This is a genomic window from Stenotrophomonas forensis (genome assembly GCF_028752115.1).
Lineage (GTDB): Bacteria > Pseudomonadota > Gammaproteobacteria > Xanthomonadales > Xanthomonadaceae > Stenotrophomonas > Stenotrophomonas forensis.
In genome coordinates this window covers 2,241,614-2,266,754 of the sequence record NZ_CP082270.1, presented here as the reverse complement: position 1 = coordinate 2,266,754, position 25,141 = coordinate 2,241,614, and the positions used below count along the sequence as shown (strand labels likewise).

Genomic DNA, 25,141 nt, shown 5'->3' with positions numbered 1-25,141 from the left:
TGGACGGTTCAACGCGTGGCTGGGGCAAATGGGGTTGGATGGGGAGATGCCGTCGAAACAGGCACTCACCCAAGACTGTTTACAATCCAATGGGAGGAGCGCTGAGCATGAGCGGAAACTCGCCTAACCCGAGACAATACCCAAACGCCTCAACTCTGCGATCCCACCTGCCCAGTCTTCACGTCGCTTCCTTGGGGCGGCCAAAGGCACCACGAGCAACGCCTCCTCAGCAATCGACTCACCGAAGATGCCTAGTCTCGTGTGCGTCTCAGGGAACGCACTTCCAAGTCCACCATAGAGACCAACGAAGACACCACACATGATGTGAATGAATACACGCTCATAGCGGCGCTTCAATATCAGCACCGAATTGCGCAACGCGAGAGGTAGTCGACGGAGCTACCACGTCACCCTGGGGCGTATGACCACAGCGCTACAGCCACTCCATATCAGGCAGAGCAAGGCCAGGAACTAGAAGGCAAGAGCCTCTTTACCCTGAGTGACGAACGAGTTGCGACCAGCGCAGGAGCACCAAGTGATCATGAACGTGCCGATGCAGCGCAGTGCCCTCTGCCAGCAGACGCCTGCGCCAGCATCGTTCACGTCGGCGCCGATACCTGTGACCAGCCGTAGTCGCGTCGTAGGCCGATATCTACAGGCGGCGTAACTCACGGCTGATGGTCGCCGGCGAGCGCCCAAGACATCGGACGATGCTGCGCATACTGGCGCTTGATCATGATCACAGCACGTTTTTCTGCACTGAGGTGGTGATAGGTTCTTGTCGTTGACATGGCAACATCAGGACATGGGGGTATTGCGCTTGGATGTTTAGCCTAATCCGTGCTGAAAGTTCGTGCTAATCAGGTCACATCAAGCCTGCCGGACAATCTCCTCTAGAAAACCCACAAAACTGTCGGCAAACGGCTCATACGATCCGTCAGACCAATCCCGCCTGACAACGGGATACTCTCCGCCAACCAGCCCCTTGCTGGTATCGAAATAGAATGATTCATCCGTATCCGGCAGATGAATTGAGATATACCCGACCGACAGCTCGCCATCACGGGAATCCAACCTGAAATTGTAGATCAGATCACTATCGGAAATGTCACGCACATCCCGAGGCGCAAGGGTCAGAACAGGATAAGCGCCGACCCTCAGATTCCCATACTTGAGCAACCACTCCTTGTACGAATCAGGCAATGGAATCCCCAGCTCAGCTTCGGCCTCGCGGATAAGGCCAGGTTCAACCTGGCGCCCAGGAAATACCTTGACTCGCGGGTGCTGCGCCACCAGCGCCTCCAGATTATCAAACATGAACACACCTCATTGTCGGCAGCCAGCAAGTATTGATTGCGCTCTCGCCTTCCAATATGACTCCCTGAAGCTGTCGAATTGACTTGCCAGCAGGGACGCGCTTCCATCGTTATTTCTTCTAAAACTCGGATATCGAGGCAGGGTCTGCCTCTTGTTGTTTGGATTCCTCGGGAAAGGAATATGGAGAATCGATGTGTACTTCGAATGGATGGATGCCTTCACCTCAGCCAAGGAACCTCTCCGCCCATTCATCCCGGGCGCCTCGGTCATGGTCAGATGGTGCAACTGAACTGGCCGCCCATCTTTTCCGATCGGCGCCAAGCCCTCCGACATTCGGTCAAGATTCGTACCCCGCCTGAACTCACCCGTCTCTGCATCTTCCCACGACACCTTTCTATGAGGATTGAATGCATCATCATTCTGATAAACGGTTCTACCATCACTCGCCGTAGTCTTCCGGTACTTCAGACCCAACGGGTCGCAGTACGCAATTGCGTTTAGAGAATATTCGTATATGCACTCTCCTGCATCGAGACCGAGCGGATCCGGAGATATGAAGCTTCCGACCAACGGATCAAAGTATCGATTTCTATTGTAATAGAGACCTGTCTCAATGTCCCGATACTGCCCTTGCAGACGTATGAAGAACTCCATCCCGCCCTGGGTGCTGTTCTCATCAGCCCCCCATGACCCGTATCTGACCGCCCACTCATGTACTCCTGACGCATCCAGCGCTCTAACTACCGCACCATTCGGATCCACCCCAAATAGGCCCGCCCGAGCAGTACTGCATGCGGACTGATCCGCCAGCGACGCGGAGCTAGCCGGTGCTTTTCTGGTCGGGAAGGTCAAACTGGGGCTTTTCCTGCTCTCTGCCGAACGAGTGAGCTGCGCGGATGCCGGAGCAGTAGTCGATTCAAGCTTGTCGGTACACGCAGATCCCCTGAGTCCCAAGGAAGACGCACCCAACTGGCCAAGTCCACCACCAAACGAGCGAGACGTTGTCCTTTGCTCTACCTCACACCCGATTGCACCTGGCGGATCAACAGGGGCGACAAACGATGCGGCCTCGTGCACAGGATCGGGGGCTCCTGATACCTCCGAAATTGGAGCAGATATCCTCTCTAGATCGAGAGGTCTGACCCAGGCCAACGGCACAAACGTCCCGGGGTAGTAGACATACTCCCGCACCCGCTCATGCAGCTTTTCCAACCGCCGCTGCCGCCGCCTCATCTCCACCAGGCTGGCCACATTACCGACCCACACCGGCGCCGCCTCTTCGGCGTCGTTGGCCTGCTGCACCTCACCCAGCAACGCATCGCCATCCCAGAAGAACCACGTTGTCTGCGTCGGGTTACGCTTGAAAACCCGCCGTCCCAGCGGGTCATAGCCGTAGTACGTTGATTGCCCGTTGCGGCGGCTCTCCGCCAACCGATGGTTGGCATCCCAGATCAACGTCAGGTCATCAGGCGCATCTCCTTGCGGTGCGCCCTTGTGCACAAGATCACCCGCCCGGTCGAACACGTAGTGCACGCCCTGATAGATGCCTTCGCGCGTCCAGGTGGCCAGGTCGTCATCGTCGCCGCCCACTACCTTGCGCGCCTGGACCTGTTTCACTTCGGTGCGCAGCCGATCACCGGCGGGATCGTTGAAGTAGCGCTCGACCTTGCCCTTCGGGTCGATGTGCTGCAGCAGGCGCCCGATAGCGTCGTAGCGGTACTCGTCCACGCCTTGCGTGCTGTCGCTGCGGCAGGTCAGGTTGCCACTGCGGTCGTAGTCGTAGCGAGTCTCGAACAGCGGCGCAGCGTCCTTCAGTACCGACTGCGAGGTCAGCAGGTTACGGCTGTCGTAGGTGAACTCGCGCTGTAAGTGCGGGCTCAGCTGCTCGCGCGTGGTGCGGCCCAGCGCGTCGCGCTCCATCGAGATCGGCGATTCGTCGTTGATGGCCACCGATACGGTCTGGTCGCGCAGGTCGTAGCCGAACGCCACCCGATTGCCGGCAGCGGTCTCGCGCAGCACGCGGTTGCCCACTTCATCATAGGCGTAGCCCACCCGGAACCCGTCCTGCAGTTCCTCCAGCAATTGCCCCAGCGGGTCGTACCGGCGCTTCACCGTACGCGCCGCATTGCGCAGCTCGACAATCTGTCCCTGCACGTCGTAGACGAAGTGTTCCTGTACCTGCTGACCAGGATGGCGCACATCCGGCAGCGTCTTGCGGGTGATGCGCCCAAGATTGTCGGTGGTAAAGGCGATGCGCTGGCCCAGCGGATCCAGGGTCGCCGTCAATCGCCCGGCAGCATCGTAGCTGTAACGCCGTGATTGCCCCCAGTAGTCCACTTCCTCGACGATGCGGCCCAGCGCATCGCGCACCAGCTGGTAGGTTTCGCCGCGCTGGTTGATGACCGCAACCAGCTGCTCTTCGGTGTCGTAGCGGTACTCCACGCTGTGGCCATCGGCCTGCACGCGCTTGCCGATCTGGCCGATGCCCACGTACTGCAGCCGCGTCTGCGCGCCTGCTTCATCGGTATAGCGCAGCAGTTGGTCTTCGGCATCGTATTCGCAGCGCACACCGCTGCCGTCCGGACCAACAGTGGCCAACAACCGCCCCTTGGCGTCGTACTCGTAGCGGCTGACCTGCCCCAACGGGTCCACCTGGCGCAGCAGGTTGCCGAGTGGACCATGCTCGAAGCGGCTCTCATGACCGAGCGCATCAATGACGGCAGCCACCAGCCCGTGACGGTCATAGCGTAGGCGTGTGACCGCATCGCGCGCGTTGGTCTGCGACTGCAACTGGCCTTGAGGGTCGTACTCGAAGCGGGTGGTTGCACCCAATGGATCGGTCTGGCTGACCAGCAGGCCTTGGCTATCGTATGCCTGCTGCCAGTCGACGCCATCCGGCGTGCGCAGCGACACCATATGGTCGTCCGGGTCATACTCCATCTGGATCGACGTGCCATCGGCGCGGGTCAGGCAGACCAGGTTGCCATGCGCATCATAGGCAAACGCCGTGCGCAGCCCTTCCGGGTCGGTCACCGCCACGGTCCGCCCGAAATCGTCGTACTCGAACAGCGTCACGCCATCGAGCGGATCGATCTCGCACAGCGGCAGCTGGTTCTCGTCGAACTTGACCACGCTCAGATGGCCGAGCGAGTCGGTCACCCGGGTCTCGCGCAGCAGCGCGTCGTACTCGAAGTGGTAGTCGTACAGGCCACCGTCGCCCCACGAATGCACCACCCTGCCCTGCACGTCGAACGCGTAATGGAATGACAGGCCAACGCGGTCGGTGTGCCGCACCAAGCGGTGCTGTTCGTAGGCGAAGGTGCGCGGCGCTCCAAGCGCGTCCACCGCCGCCAGCAGATCGCCGTCGGCGCTGTAGCGATAGCTCACCAGCGGATGCACCAGGCCGGTGGCCGGGTCATGCAGCGCCATGCGATCGATGTGACCGTGGCGCGCCTCCACTTCGATGAAACGGCCCTGCAGGTCGCCGATACCGCTTTCGACGATGCGCACCAGGTGGCCATCGCGACGCTCGAACCGCCAGTGGTTGCCGTGCGCGTCCTCGATGCGCTCGATCGGCCAGGATTGTGGATTCGGCAGTGCGCTCACGCCTGCCGGCAGTTCGCCGCCAAACACGTACTTCAGGCCGCTCTTGAAGCGCACCAGCCACTGCCCGCGCCGACGCAGCAGGCGCGCGCCATCGACGAAATCGAGGATGGCCCCGGCCTCGCCTTCAGCGGGCGGCAACTCGGGGAAGAACGCGGCCTGGTCCGGGCCGGACAACCACACGCTGCCGTCGTCCAGCAGTTCCAGGCGGATGTCGGCCGGCGTCTGCCAGCCCGCGCCGCACAGGCCGGGTTCGCCCGCGCGGCGCGAGCCGTAACTACGCTGCCAGGCAAAGGAAAGCCGCCCCGGAATGTCGAAGTCCTGGTGGCTGACCACCACGCTGCCATCGCGGATATCCACCGGCTCGGCACGCAGCACCTTGCATTTCAGGAAGCTGGAGGGCAGATGGCCCCACTTGCCGCGCCGCCAGTTGGCGAACGCATCCATCTTCTTGCGGAAGAAAGCACTCTTGCGCAGCTTGCCCAGCCCGGCGAATGCGGCGCGGAACGCCAGCGCGGTCCATGACACCGTCGGCGGACCGCCGACGGTGACGCTGGTGGGAATGGCCACGTTCAAGCCGGTCGGCAGCGACATCGCGCGGAGCGGCTTCTTCGGCTTCTTCATCCGGAACGGATTGATCATCCCGGCCAGGTTGCAGTCCAGCACCGGCATCGCCAGCCGCGAGAACGGTTCGCCGTCGGCAGACACGGTACGGCTGCCCATGAAGATTTCTTCGCCGTCGAACTGCGGCCCCATCGGCGCCGCCAGCGGCGGGCCCCACACCCCCAGCGGAATGTGGATGTCCAGGCCGCCGGTGCCGGCAGTGCCGCGATGCACGCCATTGACCTTGATGGTCGAGCCGATGAACGGGATGTAATCGAACGGATCCAGCACCAGGCCGATGTGCGGCGTCGGCAGCGGGCACGGTGGCACTGCGTACATGTGGATGTCGATGCCCAGTTGCGGATCGAAATGCTTGGCGGCGATGCTCACGGCAACACTCCTTGTTGCTTTACAAGGCGCGGAACAACGCGCGCAGGAACGCCTTTACTTCGTCACGGTACTCGGCGCTGATCCAGGTCACGACGATGATGCCCAGCACGATGGCCACCAGCATCACCACGGTCTTGTTCGACTTCATGCAACAGCCACTCCTGTAACGGCAGGCCCGGCCGGCGCCGCCACGGACGCCTGCAGCAGGCCACTGGGGTCGGGCAACGGCTGCATCGCCGGCGGCTCGCTCCACACCGGTATCTCGTGATCGAGCGGGTGTTCGATGGCCGGCAGGCCGTTCCAGCCCGGGTCGAGGAAGTCGCGGCCGACGGCCACGATCTTGCGGAAGAATTCGTCGCCGCCCTGGATCAGCCGCTCGCGCTCCTGCTGGGCGCGGTGGAAGCCACGTTCCAGCGCGGCATCCAGCTCCGCGTCGACGGCATCCAGTGCCGGCCGCACCGGCCGCGGGCCCAGCGCATGCCCCTGCGCGTCGGCCTTCTCCAGCAGGCCGGTGCTGGCCTGCAGGTAGTCGGCGGCCGCCTGCTGCAGCGATTCGCAGCGGCGCGCATCCTGCAGTTGCAGCAGGTCCCACAGTGCCTGTGGCAGCGTAGTGGCCTTGCGGTCGGCCGGCGCCAGCGGCTTGGCGATGCGGATCGCCTCCAGCAACTGGGTCCGCGCCGCTTCGCGCTGTCCGGCCTGCAGCTGGCACCAGCCGGCCATGCGCTGGCCTTCCAGCGCGAACATCGGGTGCGGAATGCTCGCTGCCGACGTCGAGGCCTGCAGATAGGTCTGCGCGGCGCGCTCCGGCTGCTTGGCGGCCAGCCAGCAGCCTGCCTCGCCAAACCAGCTCTGCATCACCAGTTCCGGTGCAGCAGGGTTGCCGCTCATGCGCGCGCCCTCGGCCGCACTGCGCGCCTGCCGGTAGCTGTTGATGGCCTGCCCGTGGTCGCCGTGCTTCAACCACGCACCAGCGACCATCATCTGCACCACCGATTGCTGGTCCTGCCAGCCCTGCCGCTGCGCCAGCCCCTGCGCGCGCTCGGCGCGGGCGACCACCTGCGAGGGGCTGCCGCGTTCGAGCAGCAGCATCAAGTCGGCCAGCAGCTGCCGGTACAGCACTTCCGGGCCGCGGCCGCCAGACTGTGCGGCGGTATCGCGGGCGATGCCGAACATGTCGACCGGCGCACTGACCACGCGCGCGATCCTGCCGTGCCGTTCCAGTAACGGCTGCCAGCGCGGATCCTCCTCGGTATCCACCAGCACCAGGCGCAGGCGCGGGCCGGGGCCGGCGGCCAGCGCAGCGTCCACCCAGCGCTCGAAACCTTCGCCGGGCACGCTGCGCTCCGGCTCCAGCACCGCCGCCAGCAGGCGCAGATGTTCGCCGTGGTGATCGATGAAACTCTCCAGCACCTCGACCACACCCTGGGCGCTGTCCGGATGGCCTTCATGCGGACCGCGCCAGCCCAGCGGCACCTGCTGGGCGCGCAGATCCTCTTGGCTGGCGACATAGCGCTCCAGCAGGTCCTGCTTGAGCTGCCGGCTGTAGCGGAAGCCCAGTTCGTAGGCGGTATCGATGCGCAGGAAGTAGTCCGGCGTATCGCGTCCGGCATCGTTGCGCTGCATTTCGAAGAACGCCGCCAGCAACCGGCTGGCGGCGGCTGGCAAGCGCCAGACCAGCAGGCGCCGGCTGTGGTCGGCGCTGGCCTCCAGCCAGGCATCGCGCAGTGCGTTCAGGCCGCGCAGCATGGGGGTGTCCTGCATCGTGCTTCTCCCTTGCGGCTCAGCAGTTGAGCTTGATCTCGCTGCCGTTGACCGATACACCACCGGCGTCGATCACCACTTCCGAACCACCGGCGGTGATCTTGATCGCGCTGTCGGTGATCTCGATGACCGAACCGCCGACCTTGCTGGTGAGCTTGACCGCCGACTCCAGGCTCATTGCCCCGTCCGAGCCCTGGCTGTGGGTGCCACTGGCATCCTGGCTGAAGTTGCCGGTGACATCGATGACGCGCTCGCCGACGTTGCTGTCGTCGACCTTGCCCTGCACCTTGCGCTTGTCCTGCCCGGTGATCGTCACTTCACGCGCGGCCTGCAGGGTCTCGGTGACCAGCCCACCGACGGTGCGGCTGGAGGTGGAGGTGACGGTCTCGGTCCAGGTGCCGGTGCGCTGGCTGGTGTAGTTGCCGGTCAGCGTGGTCTTGAAATCACCGGTGATGGTTTCGGTGTAGCCAGCGGCCACGATCGTCTTGGTCTCGCCGGTCTCGTACTTCTCGGTCACCGCGCCGGTCACGTTGGTGGTGCGGGTGCCGGTGACACCCAGCGTATCGGTGCCGGTGACCGTGATGCCGCGGTTGCCGCCGACACTGATGTCCTGGTTGGCGCCGACGCCCATCGTGTGGTTCACCGCCACCGTGGTCGACTTGTTGTTCTTGATGCTGGCGTTCTGGTCGTTGAGCACGGTGGTGACCATGTCACGCTGGGCGCGCATGTTCAGCAGCTCGCCACCGGCACCATCGTGCATGGTGATCTCGTTCCAGCCCGCGCCCTTGACCGTCTTCGACTTCAGGCCGCTGACCTCCATGCCGAACGGCGGCATGTTGTCTTCGTTGTAGACGCGGCCGGTGATGATCGGCCGGTCCGGATCACCGTCGAGGAAGTCGACGATCACTTCCTGGCCCACGCGCGGCGGCGACACGCCGCCCATGTCCGCGCCGGCCCAGGGGCTGGCACTGCGGATCCAGCACGAGGCGTTCTCGCGACGGTCCAGTTGGCGGTCCCAATGGAATTGCACCTTCACCCGGCCATAGCGGTCGGCGTGCAGTTCCTCGCCCGGCGGGCCGACCACGGTGGCGGTCTGCGGGCCCGGCATGCGTGGCCAAGGGGTGAGCCGCAGCGGGCGGTACGGGATGCGCCGCCGCAGCACTTCGGCCTGCACTTCCACACTGGGCGCTTCTGCACTGCCGAAATCGGCGGCAAAATTATTGTGGCCTTCGCGCTGCATGCTGACCACGAAGAAGCTGCGATCGGTGTCGTCGCGGCCGATGAAGTCCGGATGCCGTTCCAGATCAAAGCAGCCGCCGGCCTCCATCTCGCCGGCATTGCCCGCACACTCGAACAGCTTGGTCGGCCAGGTCACTTCCTCGTTGCGCACCGCAGCCAGCGCCGTACCGATGCGGCTGTTCATGAAGCGCGCGGCACCGTCGTAGCGGTATTGCTCCAACGGCGGCAGCAGGCCCAGCGGCACCTGGTTGCCCTGGTTGCCATCCAGCCGTTCGCCCGGCTGCTTGAAGTCGAAGCTGCGCAGCGTCTGCACGCTCGGTCCGACCCGGCGCCGCGCGCCCCAGCGATGCAGGCCCGTGCTGGCCAGGGTGCCCTGGTCGGAAACAAACGCGATCGGCTGTGGCTCGCCATGGGCAGTGCTCAACGTCGAATCGTCGCTGATCACCATCTCATGGCCTTCTTCGTCGTGGACGAAGCTGTAGTACAGGCCGGCATCTTCCAGCAGGCGGCTGACGAAGGCGAAGTCCGATTCGTTGTACTGCACGCAATACGGCAGCGGCGCCAGCTTGCCTGCATTGAGGTCGTAGCGGAACCTGGCCAGCTGCGCATAGCCCTCGAAGACTTCCTCGATGATCTGCAGCACGTTCCGGTCCTGGAAAATGCGGCAGTTGCAGGTGTAGTCGAGGAAGGCGAACCACGGCGCCAGTTCGGCACGATAGGCGCTGAACTGCGCCTGCTGCCCGCTGCTGGCGAACTCGCGCACGTAACCATGCACGCTGCGGTTGCCGAACTCATCGCCGAGCTGCAGCCGCAGCGGTTGCCCGACCAGCTGTTTCAGCTCCAGTCGCGGCTGGATCGAGAGCAGATCGATGCGGTACGCAAACGGCGCGGACACCGATTCGGCGCCGTCGAAGCGCTTGACCAGGAACGTGTCCGGATCCAAAGCGGTTTCGACGCGGATCAGGCGTCGGTCCTGGTGAAGGCGCTGCAGCGTGGCGCCGGGAAGCAGTGATTCGGCGTACATCGGGCGTTCCGTCGTCCCATGTTGGTCGTGGCCCGACTTTGCCATTGACCTGTGCCATGTGCCAGCTTTTTGACGCAATCACCGTTGGATAAGGAGATGAATTCATTAAGGATTTTCACGGCAGCGCGAACCACGTCACAAATACGGAGAGCACAGCGCAGCCATTCAGGCTGGCGCTGACGGTCCTGGCTGGGCACTCTGTGGCCCCGCCCATGTGTATGGATGCCCATGCGTCAGTTCCTGCCCTTTGCCCTGCTGGCCTTGGTCACCCCGCCCGCTGCGAACGCCGGGGCACCCTCCAGCCGTCTGTACTTCCAGCACCACGATTGGGTGGTGGCCTGTGACAACACCCGCACCTGCCGCGCCGCCGGCTACGCCGCCGACGAGCAGAGCACGCTCAGCGTGCTGCTGACCCGCAAGGGCGGCGCCAACCAGGCCATGCAGGGCCGTCTTTCGCTGCAGCCGGATGAAGGCCAGACCCGGCCCGCCGGCGCGCTGCGCCTGCATGTCCGGCAGCAGGACCTGGGTGTGCTGGTACCGGACCAGAGCGAAGGCACCTATACCCTGAGTGCCGCGCAGACCGCCGCACTGTTGTCCGCACTGGTGCGCGACGGTGGAATCAGCGTGAGCGATGCCACCGGTCAACGTTGGGCGTTGTCGGACAAGGGCGCCGCCGCAGTCCTGCTGAAGATCGACGAGTACCAGGGCCGCCTCGGCACGCCCGGTGCCGTGATGCGCAAGGGCAGCACGCCCGAAGCCAGCGTTCCGGCCGCGCTGCCGGTGCCCATGGTGCACAGCGCACCGACTGCCGATTCGATTCCGGATGACCCGGCCTTCGCGCAGCTGGCCGCCTCGCCCGCGCTGCGCGCGGCGCTGCGTGCCACGCTGAAGGACAACAGCTGCGAGGGCCTGCTGGAGGCCGATGCCGATATCCCGCTGAGCAACTCGGCACTGGAGATACGTCGCCTGGACGCGCAGCACGTGCTGGTCAACGTGCCCTGCTGGCGCGCGGCCTACAACACCGGCGACGGCTACTGGGTGGCCCGCCCGAAGGCCCCGTTCCAACCGCAGTGGGTGACCAGTGATGCGATCGACTATGACGATGGGCAGATCATCGCCGCGCAGAAGGGCCGCGGACTGGGCGACTGCATCTCGCAGAGCACCTGGACCTGGACTGGCACGGCCTTCGTCGCGACCTCCGAAATCGCAGCAGGCCTGTGCCGCGGCGTGCCCGGTGGAACCTGGGAACTGCCGACGCTGGTGACCGAGGTGGAAAAAGGGGACGGAGGGGATTAAGTCGCAATTGGCAAACAAGGCACAAGCGACTTAATCCCCTCCGTCCCTTTTTTCAGCCGGGCAGGCAGTGCTCGACGATCAGCTGGATCGCGCTGCCACCACGGTAGTCATCGCAGGCCAGCCGGTAGGCGAGATGCACATGGCGGCCCGGCGCATTGCCGTGCCAGCCGCCGAAGTGAATGGCGTTGATCGTGCCGGGCACGCCCGGCAGGCGCAGTTCGAGCTTCAGGTGGCGCTCCTTCAGCACGCGCCAGTTGGCCACTTCGAAGTGGCCGTCGAACAGTGGTTCCGGGAAGCCCTGCCCCCACGGCCCGGCCAGGCGCAGCGCATCGGCGTGGCGATGGTCGAGTTCCTCCGCCGCCAGTTCACCGTCGCTCAGCACCTGCTGCTGCAGCGCCGCCGGGTCGAGCATTTCCAGCACCACGGCGACGAAAGCGGCCTTGAAGTCATCAATGTGATCCAGGCGCAGGCTGAGGCCGGCCGCCATCGCATGCCCACCGAAACGTTCGATCAGGCCCGGATGGCGTGCGTCGACCAGCGCCAGCGCGTCACGGATGTGCAGGCCGGGAATCGAGCGGGCCGAGCCACGCAGGGTGTCGGCGCCCGGTTCGGCGGGGGCGAAGGCGATCACCGGACGGTGCAGGCGGTCCTTCATCTTCGACGCGACCAGGCCCACCACGCCCGGGTGCCAGTCGGCATCGAACAGGCAGGCCGCCACCGGCCGCTGGCCGGCCGTGTCCAGCACCACGCGGGTCAGCGCCTGCTCGGCGTCGTCGGTCATCGACTGCTGCACCGCGCGCCGTTCCGAATTGATCTGCTCAAGTGTCTGCGCAATGTCGCGTGCCTGCCGTGGGTCCTCGGTCAGCAGCAGCGCGATGCCCAGCGCCATGTCCTCCAGCCGGCCGGCAGCGTTCAGGCGCGGCCCAAGTGCGAAGCCGATATCGGTGGCGGTCAGTCGTGCGGCATCGCGGCCACTGGCTTCGATCAGGGCGCGCAGGCCGACACAGCCCTGCCCAGCACGCAGCCGGCGCAGGCCCGCGCTGACCAGTGCACGATTGTTAGGGTCCAGCGCCACCAGGTCGGCGACGGTGCCCACCGCCACCAGGTCCAGCAGCGTGGTCAGGTCCGGCCCCTTGCCATCGGCGAAGACACCGGCCTCGCGCATCTGCCGGCGCAACGCCATCAGCACGTAGAAAATCACGCCGACACCGGCCAGCGATTTGCTGGGGAAGGCATCGCCATCCAGGTTCGGATCGACGATGACATCGGCCGGCGGCAGCTGCGGGCCCGGCAGGTGATGGTCGGTGACCAGCACCTGCCAGCCACGCGCCTTGGCCGCAGTCACGCCCGCATGGCAGGCAATGCCGTGGTCGACCGTAACCAGCAGGTCCGGCTGCAGCGCGGCCAGTTCGTCCACCAGCGACGGCGACAGGCCATAGCCGTGCACCATGCGGTTCGGCACCGCGTGGAAGACATGCTGCGCGCCGAGCATGCGCAGGCCGCGCACGCCCACCGCGCAGGCGGTAGCGCCATCACAATCGAAATCGCCGACCACCAGGATGCGCTTGTCATTGGCGATGGCCTCGACCAGCAGGCCCACTGCATCATCGATGCCGGTCAGCAGCTCGGGCGCGTGCAGATTGCCCAGTTTCGGCAGTGCCAGCTCCGGGGTACCGGCATCGCGACTGGCGTAGAGCCGCGCCAGCAGCGGCAGTGTGCCGTCCGGCCAGTTGCCGGGTGCGACCGCATCGCGACGGCGGATCGTCACCGTATCAGTGGATGGCTGCACAGCATCGGCGGCAAGGGACATCGGCATCGCCGGTTACGAAAGACAGAGGGATGATACCGCGCGTGGGAGAGGCTGGCGGAATTGCGCCCGGCAGCTGCGGTAGTGCCGGCCGCTGGCCGGCAACCCCGGTAACCATCGGGGGTCAGAGCCGCTTTCCGACGAAAAACGGATCCGACCCCGATCAGTCGTGCAGCTGCCGCGGCTTCTTCCAGAACTGCCAGCGCTGGCCACGGTCCAACTGGAACTGCAGGCCATCCTCGAAGTCCAGCACCAGTCGCTGCAGCTCGCCTCGCTTCAGCGCGGCCAGCAGCGGCCGGATCGCATCATTGCCCAACTGCTGCGATGAACGCAGTTGGCGCAGGTCGACCAACGCATCCACCGCCTGCTCGCCATCCACCGCCACGCCAGCCGCCAGCGCCAGGCCCTGCAGCAGGGCATCGCGGCTGCGCACCTGCGCGTGCGCCGTGCTGACCGATACCGGCATCACGCCACCGCCCCAGAACCACAGCGAATTGATCGGCTGTTGCCCCTGGGCCACGCGCTGCTGGTTCCAGGAATGGTTGTGCAGCAGCACCTGCGCCTCGGTCATCAACGCCCGCCAACGGCGGCCGCCCTCGCCTTCCGGCAGGTGCGAGAACAGGTCATCGCCCAGCACCTCGTCCGGGCTGTCGAACTCGGGCAGCGCCAGGTCGATCGGAAGCCGCAGGTACCAGCGCGAAGGATCGGGTGCGTCGAGCACGAACCCGGCATCAGCAAACAACGGCTGCAACACCGGCAGCAAGGCCAGGCAATCGGCCAGGTTCGGCCGCAGCGTTTCGCCGTAGGCCATCATCCGCGCACCGTGCATGTCCGGCACCATGCAGGCCGGATCGGCGCGCAGCCAGCGGGCGCCGGCGGCATCACCCACGTCACGCTGGCGGGTCAACGCAGCCACCGGCCACTGCGGCGCAGCCACGCTGAAATGCCGTTGCAGCTGGGCGCGTTCACCGGCATCCAACTGCAAAGCGGTGGCGCGACCCAGGGCGCGCGCCACGTCATCCGGCAATGCAGCCGCCGCAAGGCGGCTGCGCGCCGGCAACAGCAGGGTCGCCGTTGCCACCTCGTCAGTCCACGTAGCTGACGCTGACGATCTCGTACTCGCGCTGGCCGGCCGGGGCGTCGATCACGATCGAATCGCCTTCCAGCTTGCCGATCATCGCGCGCGCCACCGGCGAGGAAATGGCGATCAGGCCCAGCTTGATGTCCGCTTCCAGGTCGCCGACGATCTGGTACTTCTTCTCTTCGTCGGTTTCCACGTCGGCCAGGGTCACGCTGGCACCGAACACCACCTTGGAGCCGGCATTGAGCTTGCTCACGTCGATGATCTCGGCGTGCGACAGCTCGCCTTCCAGCTGCTTGATGCGGCCTTCGATGAAGCCCTGTTCCTCGCGCGCGGCGTGGTACTCGGCGTTCTCCTTCAGGTCGCCGTGTTCACGCGCTTCGGCGATCGCGGCGATCACCTTCGGGCGCTTGACCGACTTCAGGTGATCCAGTTCGTCGCGCAGCTTCTGCGCGCCCTTCATGGTGATGGGGGCTCTCATGCATTCAACTCCTTGTGCAGCTCCTGCAGCGACCAGACGGGGCCGGTGCCGCGGAATTCCAGTGAATCCACCAGCGCCTTGGCGCCGGCAATGGTGGTCGAGTAGGTGACGCGGTGCTGCAGCGCCTCGCGACGGATCGAGAACGAGTCATTGATCGCCGAACGGCCTTCGGTCGTGTTGACGATGTACACGATCTCGCCGTTCTTGATCGAATCGACGATGTGCGGGCGACCTTCGACCACCTTGTTGATGATCTCGCAGTCCATGCCGTGCTGCTGCAGCCATGCGGCGGTGCCACGGGTGGCCACCAGGCTGTAGCCACGCGCCAGCAGGGCCTTGGCCACCGGCAGCACGCGCTTCTTGTCGGGATCGCGGACCGAAACGAAGGCCTTGCCGACCGGCGGCGCCTTGATGCCACCGGCTTCCTGCGCACGCGCGAAGGCGGCGTTGAAGGTGCGGCCCACGCCCATCACCTCACCGGTGGAGCGCATTTCCGGCCCGAGGATCGGGTCGACGCCCTGGAACTTGGCGAACGGGAAGATCGCTTCCTTCACCGAGTAATAGTCCGGCACGATTTCCTTGGTCGCGCCCTGCTCGGCCAGGGTCGTGCCAGCCATGCAGCGCGCGGCGATCTTGGCCAGCGGCATGCCGGTGGCCTTGGACACGAACGGCACGGTGCGCGAGGCACGCGGGTTCACTTCCAGCAGGTAGATGGTGTCATCGCCCTCTTCGCTGGTCTGGATCGCGAACTGGGTGTTCATCAGGCCGACCACGTTCAGGGCCTTGGCCAGCTCCACCACCTGGCGGCGAAGTTCGGCCTGGGTCTTGGCCGACAGCGAGTACGGCGGCAGCGAGCAGGACGAGTCACCCGAGTGCACGCCGGCTTCTTCGATGTGCTCCATCACGCCACCGATCAGGACGTTGCCCTCCTTGTCGGCGATGATGTCCACGTCGCACTCGACGGCGTTGTCGAGGAAGCGGTCCAGCAGCACCGGCGAATCGTTGGACACCTTCACCGCGTCACGCACGTAGCGGGCCAGGTCGGATTCGCCGTAGACGATTTCCATCGCGCGGCCACCCAGCACGTAGCTCGGGCGCACCACCAGCGGGTAGCCGATCTCGCGGGCCAGCAGCAGCGCTTCCTGGTCGTTGCGGGCGATGCGGTTCGGCGGCTGCTTCAGGCCCAGCTTGTCGACCAGCTGCTGGAAGCGCTCGCGGTCTTCGGCCAGGTCGATGGAGTCCGGGCTGGTGCCGATCACCGGCACGCCGTTGGCTTCCAGCGCACGTGCCAGCTTCAGCGGGGTCTGGCCGCCGTACTGCACGATCACGCCCTTGGGCTGTTCCAGCTCGACGATTTCCAGCACGTCTTCCAGGGTCAGCGGTTCGAAGTACAGGCGGTCGGAGGTGTCGTAGTCGGTCGACACGGTTTCCGGGTTGCAGTTGACCATGATGGTTTCATAACCATCCTCGCGCAGCGCCAGTGCCGCGTGCACGCAGCAGTAGTCGAACTCGATGCCCTGGCCGATGCGGTTCGGGCCACCGCCCAGGATCATGATCTTGTCGCGGTTGGTCGGCGCGGCCTCGCACTCGTCCTCGTAGGTCGAGTACAGGTAGGCGGTACCGGTGGAGAACTCACCGGCACAGGAGTCCACGCGCTTGTAGACCGGGCGCACCTTGTGCGCACGGCGCAGCGCGCGGATGGCCGCTTCGTTGGTACCGGTCAGCTGGGCCAGGCGGGCGTCGGAGAAACCGGCGCGCTTGAGCTTGCGCAGGCGCGCCGCGTCGAGCGCATCGATGCCACCGGCAGTCACTTCAGCTTCGGCCGCGATGATTTCCTCGATCTGGTCCAGGAACCAGTGGTCGATGAACGACAGCGCGTAGATCTCTTCCACGCTCATGCCGGCGCGGAATGCATCGGCGACGAAGAACAGGCGCTCCGGGCCCGGCGCCTTCAGCTCGCGGCGCAGGGTCTGCAGGTCTTCTTCGTTGGCCAGGTCCAGGCCGGTCGGGTCGAAGCCGACCTTGCCGGTTTCCAGGCCACGCAGGGCCTTCTGCACCGACTCCTGGAAGGTGCGGCCCATCGCCATCACCTCGCCCACCGACTTCATCTGGGTGGTCAGGCGGGCATCGGCAGCCGGGAACTTCTCGAAGGCGAAACGCGGAATCTTGGTGACCACGTAGTCGATCGACGGCTCGAACGAGGCCGGGGTCAGGCCGCCGGTGATCTCGTTCTTCAGTTCGTCCAGGGTGTAGCCCACGGCCAGCTTGGCCGCGACCTTGGCGATCGGGAAGCCGGTGGCCTTGGAGGCCAGAGCCGAGGAACGCGACACGCGCGGGTTCATCTCGATGACGACCACGCGGCCGGTCTTCGGGTTGATGCCGAACTGCACGTTCGAACCACCGGTATCGACGCCGATCTTGCGCAGCACGGCGATGGAGGCATCGCGCAGGCGCTGGTATTCCTTGTCGGTCAGGGTCTGCGCCGGGGCCACGGTGATCGAGTCACCGGTGTGCACGCCCATCGGGTCCAGGTTCTCGATCGAGCAGACGATGATGCAGTTGTCCGCGGTATCGCGGACCACTTCCATCTCGAATTCCTTCCAGCCCAGCACCGACTCTTCGACCAGCACTTCGGTGGTCGGCGACAGCTCCAGGCCACGGCTGACGATCTCGACCAGCTCTTCGCGGTTGTAGGCGATGCCGCCGCCGCTGCCGCCCAGGGTGAAGCTGGGGCGGATGATGGTCGGGTAACCGACGCGGGTCTGGATCTCCAGCGCTTCGTCCAGGGTGTGGGCGACGGCAGCGGTCGGGCATTCCAGGCCGATCTCACCCATGGCCACGCGGAACAGCTCGCGGTCTTCGGCCATGCGGATCGCTTCGCGCTTGGCGCCGATCAGTTCGACGTTGTACTTCTCCAGCACGCCGTGGTCGGCCAGGTCCAGCGCGCAGTTCAGCGCGGTCTGGCCACCCATGGTCGGCAGCAGCGCGTCAGGCTTTTCCTTGGCGATGATCTTCTCGACCGTCTGCCAGTTGATCGGCTCGATGTAGACGGCATCGGCCATCTCCGGGTCGGTCATGATCGTGGCCGGGTTGCTGTTGACCAGCACCACGCGGTAACCCTCGTCGCGCAGGGCCTTGCAGGCCTGGGCGCCGGAGTAGTCGAACTCGCAGGCCTGGCCGATGACGATCGGGCCAGCACCGATGATGAGGATGGTCTTGAGGTCAGTGCGCTTGGGCATTTTCTTCTCTAAGTCAGTACAGCGTGACAAGGGGGGTGATCGCACGCTGTCGATCAGGAATCTTGATCCGCAGCGCCGCGCCAGCGGCAGCAGCGATGCGGGGGCTTACGGTCCATCGCGACGCCACCGGCAAGCCGGCGACGTACTGATCACGCCTTGCTCTGTTCCATCAGGGCCACGAAACGGTCGAACAGCGGGCCGACATCGGTCGGGCCGGGCGACGCTTCCGGGTGGCCCTGGAACGAGAACGCCGGCACGTCGGTGCGGGCGATGCCCTGGTTGGTGCCGTCGAACAGCGAACGGTGGGTCACGCGCAGGGTCGCCGGCAGGGTCGATTCATCAACCGCGAAGCCGTGGTTCTGCGAGGTGATCATCACCCGGCCGTTGTCCAGATCCTGCACCGGGTGGTTGGCACCGTGGTGGCCGTGGCCCATCTTCATGGTCTTGGCGCCCGAGGCCAGGCCCAGCAGCTGGTGGCCCAGGCAGATGCCGAAGGTCGGGATCTTCACGTCGATGAAGGTCCTGATCGCTTCGATGGCGTAGTCGCACGGTTCCGGGTCACCCGGGCCATTGGACAGGAACACGCCGTCCGGCTTCAGCGCCAGCACTTCGGCGGCCGGGGTCTGCGCCGGCACCACGGTCACTTCGCAGCCGCGCTCGGCCAGCATGCGCAGGATGTTGGTCTTCACGCCGAAGTCGTAGGCCACGACCTTGAACTTGGCCGGCACGCTGACAAAGGCATTGGCGTCCAGGTCCAGCTGGCCCTCGGTCCAGGTGTAGGTCTTCTCGGTAGTGACGACCTTGGCCAGATCCATGCCCTTCAGGCCCGGGAACTTGCGGGCGGCTTCCAGTGCCTTTTCCACGTCGATGTCGCCGGCCATCAGCGCACCGTTCTGCGCGCCCTTCTCGCGCAGGATGCGGGTCAGCTTGCGGGTGTCGATGCCGGCGATGGCGACCACGCCACGCTGGATCAGCCAGTCCTGCAGCGACACCTGGCTGCGCCAGTTGCTGGGGCGGCGCGGCACGTCGCGCACGATCAGGCCGGCCGACCACACCTTGGACGCTTCATTGTCCTGGTCGGTCATGCCGGTGTTGCCGATATGCGGATAGGTCAGCGTGACCATCTGCCGGGCGTAGGACGGGTCGGTCAACACTTCCTGGTAACCGGTCATGGCGGTGTTGAACACCACCTCACCGACGGACAGGCCGGGCGCGCCTACGGATTCGCCCTCGAATACGGTGCCGTCTTCGAGGACGAGGATTGCGGCTTGGGTCACGGAAATCTCACTTTGGCTACCGAGGGGGCTGCCGAAGTCACGCCTGCGCTTCACGGAAATCCGGTTGCAAAAAAGCGCGGACGTACGGTCTGGGACCGGTCCGGCTTTCGTGATTCGGCGAGTGCGAATTGTAGCGCTGCCGGGGCGCTCGCGCCAGCGGTTATCGCTGTTCATGAACAGGCGATTGCGCATTCATTTCAATCCGGCGGCGTATGCGGGGCCGCCATGACCCCGGTAGATGCCAACCTTGGTTGGCAGGCTTTCCGGGAAGCGCCAACCAAGGTTGGCATCTACCATCGACCTGGACCGTTACCGGGGGCCGTCCAGCAGGTCCCGCACTCGGTAGCTGCCGGCCGCCCGGCCGTGCAGCTGGCGGGCGGCGAACAGCGCGCCGCGGGCAAAAATGTCGCGATTGGTGGCCCGGTGGACCAGCTCGATGCGCTCACCGGGGCCGGTGAACTGCACCAGATGCTCGCCGACGATATCGCCGGCACGCAGGCTGGCGTAGTGCGGCTGCGCCCCACCCCGCTGCGCTGCCGCACCCAGGGTCAGCGCGGTGCCCGACGGCGCGTCCTTCTTCTGGGTGTGGTGCGATTCGACGATGTCGCAGTCCCAGCCGGCCAGCGCCTGTGCGGCGCGCTCGACCAGCTCGTCCAGCACCGCCACGCCCAGGCTGAAATTCGAGGCCCAGACCAGCGGGATCTTCGCTGCCGCGGCCTCCAGCGCCTGGCGCTGCGTACTGGAGATGCCGGTGGTACCCGACACCAGGCCCGCGCCCCGCTCCACGCACAGCGCCAGCATCGGGTCGAAACCCTCCGGCAGGCTGAAGTCGATTGCCACATCGAACACCGGCGCGCCGGGCAGCTCGCTGGCGGCGAAGAACGGCACGCCGTCGACCACGCGCTGGGCCGGCGCGCGGCCGGTCACCGCCGCCACGATCTGCAGGGTTTCGGGGTGTTCGGCGGCCAGCCGCAGCAGAGCCTGGCCCATGCGCCCGGAGGCGCCGTGAATGAGCAATCGCAGGGGAGTCTGGTTCATGCCCGCAGGCTAGCGGCAGCGCACCCGCTCCGGCAAGCGCCATCGCTGCTACGCTGCATGCCCTTTCACGCAATGGATGGCAGTTCCACCATGCAGATCAGCGAACAACTGGTGCTGGTCACCGGCGCCGGCCGCGGCCTTGGCACGCACATTGCCCGCGCCTTCGCCGCGCAGGGTGCGCGCGTCATCGTGAACTACCACCGCAGCGAGGCCACCGCACGGGCCCTGGCTGCCGAACTGGGCGGACAGGCGATCGCGCTGCCGGCCGACGTCACCGATCGCGCCCAGGTCGACGCCATGCTGCAGCAGGCGCTGGCGCACTTCGGCCAGGGCGTCACCACCGTGGTCAACAACGCGCTGGCGAGCTTCTCGTTCAATGGCGATGCGCGCGACAGCGCTGCCGATATCGGCTGGCCGGCCTTCCAGGCCCAGTTCGAGGGCAGCGTGCGTGGCGCGCTCAACACCGTGCAGGCCGCCCTGCCCGGCATGCAGGCGCGCCGTTTCGGCCGCGTCATCAACATCGGCACCAACCTGTTCCAGAACCCGGTCGTGCCCTACCACGACTACACCGCGGCCAAGGCCGCGCTGCTGTCACTGACCCGCACCCTGGCCGGCGACCTCGGCCCGCATGGCATCACCGTCAACATGCTGTCCGGCGGCCTGCTGCGCACCACCGATGCCAGCGCTGCCACGCCCGAGGCGGTGTTCGACTACATCGCCGCCAACACCCCGCTGCGCAGCGTCACCACCCCGGCCGAGTTCGCCGATGCGGCGCTATTCTTCGCCAGCCCCTGGTCACGCGCGGTGACCGGCCAGAACCTGGTGGTCGATGGCGGGCTGGTGCGGGACTGAGCCGATGCGCATCTCCGAGGTCAGTCGCCTGACCGGCGCCAGCGCCAAGGCCATCCGCCTGTACGAGGCGCGCGGCCTGCTGCCACCGGTGCCGCGCGTGAACCGCTACCGCGACTACAGCGAGCAGGACGTGGCCTGGGTGCAGCTGATCCGCCAGGCGCTGGCACTGGGCATCACCCTGGCGGCGGTCTCGCGGCTGCAGGGTGGCGATGGGCGGCTCGACTGGCCGGCCGTGCTGGCCCTGCTGGAGCAGCAGCGCAGCCGCATTGCGTGTGAGCGCGCACGGCTGGAGCAGGTCGAGCTTGACCTGCAGCAGGTCAGCGACGAACTACGGCAGTGGCTGCACTCCGGCAGTGGCGACTGCGTCCTGCAACCCAGCGGCTGCCCTGTCGGCGCCTGACCCGGCGTTTGACTCTGCCCCTGGGGCATAGCCCAACCTCGCGCACTTTCCATTGCCCGAGGTTGTCGTGTCCCGTTCCATCCTGATCCTGCTCGGCCATCCCGACCGTGACAGCCTGTGCGGCGCCCTCGCCCAGCGCTACGCCACCGCTGCTGAAAACGCCGGCCACCGGGTGCGTCTGATCGCCTTGGGTGAACTCGAATTCGACCCGGTACTGCGCCACGGCTACCGCCAGGTCCAGCCGCTGGAAGCCGACCTGCAGGACGTCGCCGATGCGATCCAAGCCTGCGATCACCTGGTGCTGGTCTATCCCACCTGGTGGGGCGCGATGCCGGCCCTGCTGAAGGGCCTCTTCGACCGCGTGCTGCTGCCGGGGTACGCCTTCCGCTACCGGCGCGATTCGGTGTGGTGGGACCGGCTGCTGGCCGGCCGCAGCGCGCGGGTGATCACCACCCTGGACACGCCGCCGTGGTACTACCGCTGGATCTACCGCGACCCGGGCATTGCGCAGATCCGCGCCACCATCCTGGCGTTCTGCGGCTTCCGCCCAGTGAAGATCAGCCGCCTCGGTGCGGTGCGCAGCAGCACGCCGGCGCAACGCAGCACGTGGCTGGCGCTGGCAGCAGAGCTTGGATCCCGCGCCAGGTAGATTCAGGCCATGGGCAAGGCGTGCGAACCAAGGTTCGCACCCACCTGGGGCGCTCGTTGCGCGTGTCGCGTTTGCCAATTGACCCCCGCGCACGGCGCGACAAGGCTGTGGGCCCTTCCTCCAGCCCAGGCGGGCCCCATGAAATCCGCGACGGTCTTCAGCAGATGCGCAAGGAAGACAGGCTTTGCCGGGACCACCACCACCCGCTACCGGCTGCTGGAGGGCGCCCTGCTTGTCGTGAATCACCAACGCGCCAGCGAACACCGGGGCTTCTATGTGAATGCCGGGCTCTACTTTCCAGAGCTGCTTGAGTATCCGCTTGCGCCTTCCGACCTGGAAACTGCGTTCAGGTACCGCTCCAGCATTCCCACGCCGCATGTCGACTGGCGGATCGAAGAGACGCCCGGCCTGCGCCGGGCCTTCATCCAGCAGGATCTGGATGATCTGCTTGAGGCAGGCAATCGTGATGCGCTGAAAGGCCTGCTGCTCGGTGCCCTTGCCGATGTGGCGGGCTTCGCGGAAGCCCACGGAAACCGCGAGTCGGTGCGGCGATTGAATCGGGACGGAAACTTCCGCGCGCTCATCCGCAGGGAGGTCTGAACCCGGGAAGCGTGCGAACCAAGGTTCGCACCCACCGGGTGAAGTTCGCACCCACCGCGGCGAATGCTCGCACCCACCGTGCGGCCGCCGTCGAGCAAGCCCGGCGCTACTTCTTGGTCGGCCCGCAGCTGTCGCAACCGCCACATGCGCCACCGCCGCCCGTCGCCGGCGGCGCGATTTTCCGGCCCAGCGTCTGCAGCCAGGCAGCACGGCCCGGCCTCAGCAGGGCCAGCGCCAGTGCACCGCGCACCCTGCGCACGGTGCCCGGGAACTGCTTCTTCAACACCACCCAGGCGCTGACCAGCACGGCCACCGCGATGATCAGGTATTGCAGCAGCAATCCGCTGTCCATCAGCCGCCTCCCAGCGCCCGGGTCACCTGGTAGGTGATCAGCGCCGCCACGTAGGCCGCGGCGAACAGGTAGAACGCCGAAAAGGCCATCGTCTTCCACGAATTGGTTTCGCGCTTGATGGTGGCCAGCGTCGAGATGCACATCGGGGCGTAGATGTACCAGACCAGCAGCGACAATGCGGTGGCCAGCGACCAGCCGTCGCTGATCAGCGGGGTCAGCGCCTGGCTGGCGGCATCGTCATCGGCCGCCGACAGCGCGTACACAGTGGCCAGCGAGGACACGGCCACTTCGCGCGCGGCTAGGCCCGGGATCAGCGCGATGCAGATCTGCCAGTTGAAGCCCAGCGGCGCGAAGAACACCGCCATCGCGTGGCCGATCTGGCCGGCGTAGCTGTAGTCGATGGCCGGCATCGTGGCGCCCACCGGCGCCGCCGGGAACGACAGCAGCACCCACAGCAGGATGGTCAGCGCCAGGATGATGCCGCCGACGCGCTTGAGGAAGATCATGCCGCGCTCGTACAGGCCCACCGCCAGGTCGCGCACATGCGGCAGGCGGTACGACGGCAGTTCCAGCATCAGCGGATGCTCGCTCTTGTCGCGGCGCCACTTCTTCATGATCCACGACATCGCCAGCGCACTGAGGATGCCGGCCGCATACAGGCCGAACAGCACCAGGCCCTGCTGGTTGAACACGCCCCACACGGTCTTCTGCGGGATGAACGCACCGATCAGCAGCGCATACACCGGCAGGCGCGCCGAGCAGGTCATCAGCGGCGCGACCAGGATCGTGGCCAGGCGGTCGCGCGGGTCCTGGATGCTGCGGGTGGACATGATGCCCGGCACCGCACAGGCGAAGCTGGACAGCAGCGGGATGAACGAGCGGCCGGACAGGCCGGCTGCCGCCATCATGCGGTCGAGCAGGAAGGCCGCACGCGGCAGGTAGCCGGACTCTTCCAGCACCAGGATGAAGAAGAACAGGATCAGGATCTGCGGCAGGAACACCACCACGCCACCGACGCCGGCGATGATGCCGTCGGTCAGCAGGCTGGCCAGCGGCCCTTCCGGCAGCACGCTGCCGACGAAGGCGCCGAGCCAGGCGAAGCCGGCCTCGATGGCATCCATCAGCGGCGTTGCCCAGGCGTAGACCGCCTGGAAGATCAGGAACATCACCACCGCCAGGCTGACCAGGCCGAACACCGGGTGCAGCAGCCAGCGGTCCAGCGCGTCGTCGATCTTGGCGGTACGTGCCGGCATGCGCACGGCCACCGACAGGATCTGGCGCACCTTGGCGTGGTAGTCGATGCCGCCTTCCGGGCCCGGCACTGGTGCATCCAGGTGCGGCACCATCGCATCCAGGCGCTCGACCAGCGCCTTGGCACCCTGCTTGCGCACCGCCACGGTTTCCACCACCGGCACGCCCAGCTCGCGCTCCAGCGCAGCCACATCGACCTGGATGCCGCGGCGCTGGGCGGCATCGACCATGTTCAGCGCCACCACCATCGGCTTGCCCAGCTCGCGCAGCTCCAGCGCGAAGCGCAGGTGCAGGCGCAGGTTGGTGGCATCGATCACGCACAGCAGCACGTCCGGCGCGGCTTCGCCCGGGTAGAAGCCGCGGCACAGGTCGCGGGTAATCGCCTCGTCCAGGCTGGCCGGTTGCAGGCTGTAGGCGCCCGGCAGGTCGAGCACGGCGAATTCACGGCCGGACGGCGCGCGCAGGCGGCCTTCCTTGCGTTCGACGGTGACGCCGGTGTAGTTGGCGACCTTCTGCCGGCTGCCGGTCAGCTGGTTGAACAGGGCGGTCTTGCCACTGTTCGGGTTACCGACCAGCGCGACGCGCAGGGGGGCGGTGGAGGCAGTAGCGGTCATGCACGTCGTTCCTGGCTGGCGGCGTCAACCACGACGCGCTTGGCTTCACTGATGCGCAGCGCGAACCGGGTGAACCCGACCTGCACCAGCAGCGGCTCCCCGCCTACCGGACCCTTGGCCACCAGGCGCACTTCCTCGCCCTTGACGAAACCCAGCTCGCGCAGGCGACGGGCAATGGCATCGTTGGCATGCAGGTCCTGCACGGATTCGACCACGGCCGAGGTGTGCAGCGGCAGTTCGGACAGCGTCATCTAGCGTAATCTCTGC

Annotated in this window: 19 protein-coding genes and 1 pseudogene; 5 read left to right on the top strand and 15 right to left on the bottom strand. The window is 66.1% G+C overall.

Translation table 11 applies throughout. The features are described 5' to 3' along the window. Positions 1 to 658: 658 nt before the first annotated feature. From K5L94_RS21970 to K5L94_RS10700, 6 genes and pseudogenes are all read right to left on the bottom strand, one after another. Positions 659 to 791: pseudogene (locus K5L94_RS21970) on the bottom strand (helix-turn-helix domain-containing protein); the annotation flags it as partial. Positions 792 to 870: 79 nt separating this feature from the next. Next, complete coding sequence (locus tag K5L94_RS10720) at positions 871 to 1,317, bottom strand: SMI1/KNR4 family protein (RefSeq protein WP_180878105.1); 447 nt, start codon at positions 1,315 to 1,317, stop codon at positions 871 to 873. Positions 1,318 to 1,326: 9 nt separating this feature from the next. After that, complete coding sequence (locus K5L94_RS10715; protein ID WP_274512576.1) at positions 1,327 to 5,913, bottom strand: RHS repeat-associated core domain-containing protein; 4,587 nt, start codon at positions 5,911 to 5,913, stop codon at positions 1,327 to 1,329. A 19-nt stretch (positions 5,914 to 5,932) separates the two neighbouring features. Beyond that, entirely contained in the window at positions 5,933 to 6,061 is a 129-nt protein-coding gene (locus K5L94_RS10710; protein ID WP_006441023.1) for a hypothetical protein, read from the bottom strand. After that, on the bottom strand, positions 6,058 to 7,674 hold the full coding sequence (locus K5L94_RS10705; RefSeq protein WP_274512574.1) for a hypothetical protein: 1,617 nt from the start codon (positions 7,672 to 7,674) through the stop codon (positions 6,058 to 6,060). Before K5L94_RS10705 ends, K5L94_RS10710 begins: the two co-directional genes overlap by 4 nt. A gap of 19 nt (positions 7,675 to 7,693) precedes the next feature. Further along, positions 7,694 to 9,937 (bottom strand): type VI secretion system Vgr family protein, encoded by a 2,244-nt coding sequence (locus tag K5L94_RS10700; RefSeq protein WP_274512573.1) that lies wholly within the window; start codon positions 9,935 to 9,937, stop codon positions 7,694 to 7,696. Positions 9,938 to 10,165: 228 nt separating this feature from the next. Between K5L94_RS10700 and K5L94_RS10695 the strand changes: the two genes are divergently transcribed. Continuing rightward, complete coding sequence (locus tag K5L94_RS10695) at positions 10,166 to 11,233, top strand: DUF1176 domain-containing protein (protein WP_274512572.1); 1,068 nt, start codon at positions 10,166 to 10,168, stop codon at positions 11,231 to 11,233. 52 nt (positions 11,234 to 11,285) lie between these two features. Here the strand turns inward: K5L94_RS10695 and recJ are convergent, their stop codons facing one another. The 6 genes from recJ to dapB form a co-directional block, all read right to left on the bottom strand. Beyond that, entirely contained in the window at positions 11,286 to 13,043 is a 1,758-nt protein-coding gene (gene recJ, locus K5L94_RS10690; protein WP_274512571.1) for a single-stranded-DNA-specific exonuclease RecJ, read from the bottom strand. Positions 13,044 to 13,203: 160 nt separating this feature from the next. After that, positions 13,204 to 14,121 carry a phosphoglycerate mutase gene (locus K5L94_RS10685; protein WP_274512570.1) on the bottom strand — a complete coding sequence of 306 codons (918 nt, stop codon included), beginning with the start codon at positions 14,119 to 14,121 and terminating at the stop codon, positions 13,204 to 13,206. Positions 14,122 to 14,125: 4 nt separating this feature from the next. Further along, positions 14,126 to 14,590 (bottom strand): transcription elongation factor GreA, encoded by a 465-nt coding sequence (gene greA, locus K5L94_RS10680; RefSeq protein WP_026347191.1) that lies wholly within the window; start codon positions 14,588 to 14,590, stop codon positions 14,126 to 14,128. A gap of 8 nt (positions 14,591 to 14,598) precedes the next feature. Continuing rightward, positions 14,599 to 17,841 carry a carbamoyl-phosphate synthase large subunit gene (gene carB / locus K5L94_RS10675; protein WP_164087004.1) on the bottom strand — a complete coding sequence of 1,081 codons (3,243 nt, stop codon included), beginning with the start codon at positions 17,839 to 17,841 and terminating at the stop codon, positions 14,599 to 14,601. 149 nt (positions 17,842 to 17,990) lie between these two features. Further along, positions 17,991 to 19,118, bottom strand: a complete 1,128-nt coding sequence (gene carA / locus K5L94_RS10670; RefSeq protein WP_053449635.1) for a glutamine-hydrolyzing carbamoyl-phosphate synthase small subunit — start codon at positions 19,116 to 19,118, stop codon at positions 17,991 to 17,993. Positions 19,119 to 19,427: 309 nt separating this feature from the next. After that, positions 19,428 to 20,156: a 4-hydroxy-tetrahydrodipicolinate reductase gene (dapB, locus tag K5L94_RS10665; RefSeq protein WP_080374905.1), complete on the bottom strand. Its 729-nt coding sequence runs from the start codon at positions 20,154 to 20,156 to the stop codon at positions 19,428 to 19,430. Between the two features lie 57 nt (positions 20,157 to 20,213). Between dapB and K5L94_RS10660 the strand changes: the two genes are divergently transcribed. The 4 genes from K5L94_RS10660 (at position 20,214) to K5L94_RS10645 (ending at position 22,657) form a co-directional block, all read left to right on the top strand. Further along, entirely contained in the window at positions 20,214 to 21,008 is a 795-nt protein-coding gene (locus K5L94_RS10660) for a 3-oxoacyl-ACP reductase (RefSeq protein ID WP_425507581.1), read from the top strand. A gap of 4 nt (positions 21,009 to 21,012) precedes the next feature. Further along, positions 21,013 to 21,408 (top strand): MerR family transcriptional regulator, encoded by a 396-nt coding sequence (locus K5L94_RS10655; RefSeq protein WP_053449633.1) that lies wholly within the window; start codon positions 21,013 to 21,015, stop codon positions 21,406 to 21,408. A gap of 67 nt (positions 21,409 to 21,475) precedes the next feature. After that, complete coding sequence (locus K5L94_RS10650; protein ID WP_274512569.1) at positions 21,476 to 22,057, top strand: NAD(P)H-dependent oxidoreductase; 582 nt, start codon at positions 21,476 to 21,478, stop codon at positions 22,055 to 22,057. A gap of 138 nt (positions 22,058 to 22,195) precedes the next feature. Further along, a complete protein-coding gene (locus K5L94_RS10645; RefSeq protein WP_053449632.1) occupies positions 22,196 to 22,657 on the top strand; it encodes a DUF4304 domain-containing protein in 462 nt (153 codons plus the stop codon). A gap of 106 nt (positions 22,658 to 22,763) precedes the next feature. Here the strand turns inward: K5L94_RS10645 and K5L94_RS10640 are convergent, their stop codons facing one another. Genes K5L94_RS10640 through K5L94_RS10630 form a run of 3 tightly spaced genes read right to left on the bottom strand, consistent with a single transcriptional unit; the run spans position 22,764 to position 25,125 of the window. Continuing rightward, positions 22,764 to 23,009 carry a DUF6587 family protein gene (locus K5L94_RS10640; protein WP_053449631.1) on the bottom strand — a complete coding sequence of 82 codons (246 nt, stop codon included), beginning with the start codon at positions 23,007 to 23,009 and terminating at the stop codon, positions 22,764 to 22,766. Beyond that, entirely contained in the window at positions 23,009 to 24,874 is a 1,866-nt protein-coding gene (gene feoB / locus K5L94_RS10635; protein WP_008265453.1) for a ferrous iron transporter B, read from the bottom strand. Before feoB ends, K5L94_RS10640 begins: the two co-directional genes overlap by 1 nt. Then, positions 24,871 to 25,125, bottom strand: a complete 255-nt coding sequence (locus tag K5L94_RS10630; RefSeq protein WP_005409473.1) for a FeoA family protein — start codon at positions 25,123 to 25,125, stop codon at positions 24,871 to 24,873. The genes feoB and K5L94_RS10630 overlap by 4 nt, the downstream gene beginning before the upstream one ends. Between the last annotated feature and the right edge of the window lie 16 nt (positions 25,126 to 25,141).

Bases quoted from the DNA above. Each gene is read 5' to 3' on its own strand.
- K5L94_RS10720 (WP_180878105.1), bottom strand. From the start codon at position 1,317: ATGTTTGATAATCTGGAGGCGCTGGTGGCGCAGCACCCGCGAGTCAAG.
- K5L94_RS10710 (WP_006441023.1), bottom strand. From the start codon at position 6,061: ATGAAGTCGAACAAGACCGTGGTGATGCTGGTGGCCATCGTGCTGGGC.
- K5L94_RS10705 (WP_274512574.1), bottom strand. From the start codon at position 7,674: ATGCAGGACACCCCCATGCTGCGCGGCCTGAACGCACTGCGCGATGCC.
- K5L94_RS10700 (WP_274512573.1), bottom strand. From the start codon at position 9,937: ATGTACGCCGAATCACTGCTTCCCGGCGCCACGCTGCAGCGCCTTCAC.
- K5L94_RS10695 (WP_274512572.1), top strand. From the start codon at position 10,166: ATGCGTCAGTTCCTGCCCTTTGCCCTGCTGGCCTTGGTCACCCCGCCC.
- recJ (WP_274512571.1), bottom strand. From the start codon at position 13,043: ATGTCCCTTGCCGCCGATGCTGTGCAGCCATCCACTGATACGGTGACG.
- carB (WP_164087004.1), bottom strand. From the start codon at position 17,841: ATGCCCAAGCGCACTGACCTCAAGACCATCCTCATCATCGGTGCTGGC.
- dapB (WP_080374905.1), bottom strand. From the start codon at position 20,156: ATGAACCAGACTCCCCTGCGATTGCTCATTCACGGCGCCTCCGGGCGC.
- K5L94_RS10660 (WP_425507581.1), top strand. From the start codon at position 20,214: ATGCCCTTTCACGCAATGGATGGCAGTTCCACCATGCAGATCAGCGAA.
- K5L94_RS10655 (WP_053449633.1), top strand. From the start codon at position 21,013: ATGCGCATCTCCGAGGTCAGTCGCCTGACCGGCGCCAGCGCCAAGGCC.
- K5L94_RS10645 (WP_053449632.1), top strand. From the start codon at position 22,196: ATGAAATCCGCGACGGTCTTCAGCAGATGCGCAAGGAAGACAGGCTTT.
- K5L94_RS10640 (WP_053449631.1), bottom strand. From the start codon at position 23,009: ATGGACAGCGGATTGCTGCTGCAATACCTGATCATCGCGGTGGCCGTG.
- feoB (WP_008265453.1), bottom strand. From the start codon at position 24,874: ATGACCGCTACTGCCTCCACCGCCCCCCTGCGCGTCGCGCTGGTCGGT.
- K5L94_RS10630 (WP_005409473.1), bottom strand. From the start codon at position 25,125: ATGACGCTGTCCGAACTGCCGCTGCACACCTCGGCCGTGGTCGAATCC.